General features: G+C 30.1%; 3 protein-coding genes. 1 reads left to right on the top strand and 2 read right to left on the bottom strand.

Annotation, left to right across the window (positions count from 1 at the left end; translation table 11 throughout):
- The first annotated feature begins 418 nt into the window (after nucleotides 1-418).
- Nucleotides 419-2455, top strand: coding sequence for a [FeFe] hydrogenase, group A (locus IAA47_05165; protein MBU3842356.1), 2037 nt, complete (start codon nucleotides 419-421; stop codon nucleotides 2453-2455).
- Nucleotides 2456-2592: 137 nt separating this feature from the next.
- Here the strand turns inward: IAA47_05165 and IAA47_05160 are convergent, their stop codons facing one another.
- Both IAA47_05160 and IAA47_05155 read right to left on the bottom strand, forming a co-directional pair.
- Nucleotides 2593-3030, bottom strand: coding sequence for an ACT domain-containing protein (locus IAA47_05160; GenBank protein ID MBU3842355.1), 438 nt, complete (start codon nucleotides 3028-3030; stop codon nucleotides 2593-2595).
- A 160-nt stretch (nucleotides 3031-3190) separates the two neighbouring features.
- Nucleotides 3191-4354 carry a dicarboxylate/amino acid:cation symporter gene (locus tag IAA47_05155; protein MBU3842354.1) on the bottom strand — a complete coding sequence of 388 codons (1164 nt, stop codon included), beginning with the start codon at nucleotides 4352-4354 and terminating at the stop codon, nucleotides 3191-3193.
- Nucleotides 4355-4578: the final 224 nt, after the last annotated feature.

The raw sequence follows: 4578 nt of genomic DNA, 5'->3' as shown, positions 1-4578 counted from the left end.
TGTAATACATACCATGATAGAGATATAAATGCAAGTAAAAATATATTAGCTGAAGGATTAAGAATAAGAGAAGCAATATAAGAAATAAAAAGAACCGTAGGAACTACGGGGATAGCTTGGTAAATATAGTTAGCTAACAAAAGCAACTACTTCCCAAGAAAGAAGCTCCCATTTCAAAAATTACAAAGTAATTTTAAGTGGGAGAGGTTCACAGAGAAGAGTTATCATAATTTGTAGAGAGATTAATCTATCAAATTTATAAAACTCTTTTTTTATAATAAGGTTTTGATAAGAAAAAAGAAAAGTAAAAAGTACTTGACAAATAATATAATTACTATATAATTGTATTAATTACAAAGTTGTTTTAAATTAAGTAGATAAAGAAAGCATTTAATAGATTTAAAGAAAGGAGATAAAAATGAAACATTTATCAGAAAGTGTAAGAGTTCCGATAGAGGAGAGCAATCCTTCTATAATGAGAAATGAAGCTCTATGTATTAAGTGTGGTCAATGTAAAGAGGTTTGTGAAAAATATATTGGTGTTCATGGAACATATAAGTTAGTTGATACGAAGGATACAGCAGTATGTATAAATTGTGGTCAATGTGCAAATGTTTGTCCAACATCAAGTATAACAGAGAAATATGAGTATAATGATGTAAAAAAAGCTATTAAAGATCCTCAAAAAATAGTTATTTTTTCAACTTCTCCCTCTGTGAGAGTGGCAATAGGTGAAGAGTTTGAAGAAGCTGATGGAGAGTTTTTACAAGGAAAAATGATCTCACTTTTAAGAAAATTAGGAGGAGATTTCATTTTAGATACTAATTTTGGGGCTGATTTGACAATATTAGAGGAAGCGTCAGAACTTATAGAGAGAGTTACTAAAAAAAGAGGACCACTGCCTCAATTTACAAGTTGTTGTCCAGCTTGGGTAAAATATTTAGAAATTTACCACCCAGATATGAAAGAACACCTCTCAACTTCAAAAAGTCCTATAGGTATGCAGGGACCAACAATAAAAACATATTTTGCTAAATTAAAAAATATAGATCCTAGAAATATAGTAAATGTTGCAGTTACTCCATGTACAGCTAAAAAATTTGAAATTCGTAGAGATGAGATGGGAGCAGCAGGAGAGTATTTAGGTATCTCAGGTATGAGAGATATGGACTATGTAATAACTACTAGAGAGTTAGCAAAATGGGCAAAAGAAGAAGAGATAGATTTTTCAAAATTAGAAGAAGGACAGTATGATTCTCTTATGGGAGAGGCTTCAGGAGCAGGAGTTATTTTTGGAAATACTGGTGGAGTAATGGAAGCAGCATTAAGAACTGCATATAAATATATAACAGGTGAGGAAGCTCCAGCATTATTATTTGAATTCGAACCTATTCGTGGGATGCAAAATATAAAGAAAGCTGTTGTGAAAATAGGTAGTTTAGAGCTAAAAATAGCGGTTATTTATGGAACTAAGATGGCAGGAGAATTTATAAATACTCTTAAGAAAACAGGAGAAGAGTACCATTTTATCGAAGTGATGACATGTCCTGGAGGATGTATAAGTGGTGGAGGTCAACCAAAGGGTACAATTGAAAAGGGAGATGAACTTCGTAAAAAGAGAATAGAAGCTTTATATAAAAAAGATAGAGATTTAGAAAATAGAAGAAGTGATACAAATAAGGAGTTATTAAAACTATATAAAGAGTTTTATGGAAAGCCTTTAAGTGAATTATCGGAAAAAATGTTACATACAAGATATATAGATAGAAGTTTTGAATTAGGAGGAAAAAATATGAAAAAATATCGTTGTACAGTATGTGGATATATCCATGAAGGAGAGTTAACAGAGGGATTTAAATGCCCTATTTGTAAGCAACCAGCATCAGTTTTTGAAGAAATTAAAGAGGAGAAAAAATCTGAAAATAAATATGCTGGAACTAAAACTGAAAAGAATTTAATGGAAGCTTTTGCAGGAGAGAGCCAAGCTAGAAATAAATATACATATTTTGCAGAAATTGCTAAGAGAGAGGGATATGAGCAATTAGCAGAAATTTTCTTATCTACTGCAAGAAATGAGCAAGAACATGCAAGATTATGGTTTGATGCTTTAGGACATATAGGAAATACAGCTGAAAACTTATTAGCTGCAGCAGAGGGAGAAAACTATGAGTGGACTGACATGTATGATAGATTTGCAAAAGATGCTGAAGATGAAGGATTCCCAGAATTAGCAGAAAAATTCCGTAAAGTAGCAGCTATTGAAAAATCACATGAGGAGCGTTATCGTGCTTTATTAAGAAATGTAGAGATGCAAAAAGTATTTGATAAAGGTGTTCAAGTGATGTGGGAGTGCCGTGTATGTGGACATTTAGTGGTAGGACCAAAAGCTCCAGAAGTATGTCCAGTATGTAATTACTCTCAAAGTTATTTTGAAGTAAGAAAAGAAAATTATTAATTTATTAATAAAGAGAATTAAAAATTTTAAATTAATATAAGTTTTATAAGAAGAGATATTTAAAGTAACTATTCAGCTATTTTAGTAGTTGAATAGTTACATTTTTTTATATCTTAGGAAATTGTAATTGAATTTTTTTATTCTAAAGCAACTAATCTTGCAGAAACAACATAGGATATATTCTTTAAAGATGTTAGAATCTCTTCTATAGGAATTTTAGTATCAGAGATATCCATTGAGATAATGATAGAAGCTACTTCATTGATAGGTATATTCTGATTGATAGTTATTATGTTACATTCTAAGGAATAGAAGAAGTTCAGTATTTCAGATAGAGCTCCTTTTTTGTCCTCTAGCATAATAGAAATAAGAGCTTTTCTACCTATATTACTATCAGAGGAAGAAAAAATAAAATCTTTATATTTGTAGTATGTACTTCTACTGATTCCGACCTCTTTTACAGCCTCACTGACATTTTGAAATTTTCCATCTCGAAGTAAGTTTCTCACTTCAATAACCTTTTCAAAATAATCAGGAAGTATGGATTTATCAACAATTAAATACTTACCTTTCATAACTTTCTCCTTTTTATGTTCTATTTAATAAAAGTATAGCTTTAAAATAAAATTTTGTCCATAAAAATAAATTAAAAATATAAGAGGAGAAAGTTTCACTTTAACTAAGTAAAATTTTTCTCCTCTCTATTTAAATATTTAATATTAGTTAAACTATTTTTTAGCCTAATTCTTTTTTAAAAATTCCATTTAACATAAGAGCTAGAGCTCCATCTCCAACTACATTACAAGCAGTACCAAAGCTATCTTGTAGAGCGAAAATAGTAAGCATTAAAGCAACTCCACTATCATCAAATCCAAGAACAGATATTATGATTCCTAATGAAGCCATAACTGTTCCTCCTGGAACTCCAGGTGCTCCTACAGCAAATATTCCAAGTAGAATTATAAATAATACCATAGTACCTAGAGCAGGTAATTCACCATAAAGAACTTGTGATACAGTCATAACAAAGAAAACTTCTGTTAGTACAGAACCACAAAGGTGTACAGTTGAACCAAGTGGAATGGCAAAGTTAGCAATATCGTCATCTAATGCTTTAGATTTTTTTGCACAGCTTAGAGCCACAGGTAATGTAGCAGCTGATGACATAGTACCTATTGCAGTTAGATATGCAGGGCCATAAAATTTTAATAAATTAAATGGATTTTTTCCAGAGATAATTCCACCTAGAGTATATAATACAGTTAACCAGATGAAATGTCCTACTAAAACTATAACAACAACTTTTAAGAAAACAGGTAGTTGTTTTGTAATTCCACCTTCATAAGCTAGAGTTGCAAAAGTTGAAGCTATAAAAAATGGTAGTATAGGAATAATAATAGCATAAACAAGTTTAAGCATAATATTATTAAATTCATCTAATAATTTTTCAAAAGCTTCTGACTTTGTCCATACAACAGCAAGTCCTAAAAAAAGCGATAGAACTAAAGCTGACATAACAGAAAATACTGGTGGTATTTCAACCCTAAATATCATTTTTGGTAATTCTTTTAATCCCTCTACAGTAGATATAATATTTAATTTAGGAATTATACTATATCCAGCAATCATTGAGAAAAATGCTGCTCCAACAGATGAAGTATAGGCAAGTAATAACATCACCCCTAACATTTTACTTGCATTTGATTTCATCTTAGTTATGGCAGGAGCTATAAATCCTAAAATAATTAAAGGTACTGTAAAGTTAATTAATTGTCCAAGAATGAACTTTATAGACTGAATAACCCCAATAACAGTCTCGTTACAATAAAGTCCAATGATGAGACCCACAACCACTCCCAAAATTAATTTAATAATTAAGCTATCTTTAATTTTACTCATAAAGACCCCCTTTCTAAAAATTTAATATATACATTAAATAAAATTAATGACATTTAAAATTAATTTTAGATTCATATTCATAAATAACTAAATATTTTTAATCATTATATCTAATATAACTTCGTCAGTTACTTTCATTCCTTGTTGTCCTAATATTCCAACATGTTTAATTGTTTTTTCTACGTCCTTACCTACAATTCCTTCTCCAAATTCAAATTTTCTAT

It is taken from the genome of Candidatus Fusobacterium pullicola, assembly GCA_018883725.1.
GTDB lineage: Bacteria > Fusobacteriota > Fusobacteriia > Fusobacteriales > Fusobacteriaceae > Fusobacterium_A > Fusobacterium_A pullicola.
This window is presented reverse-complemented; position numbering and strand designations above follow the sequence as displayed.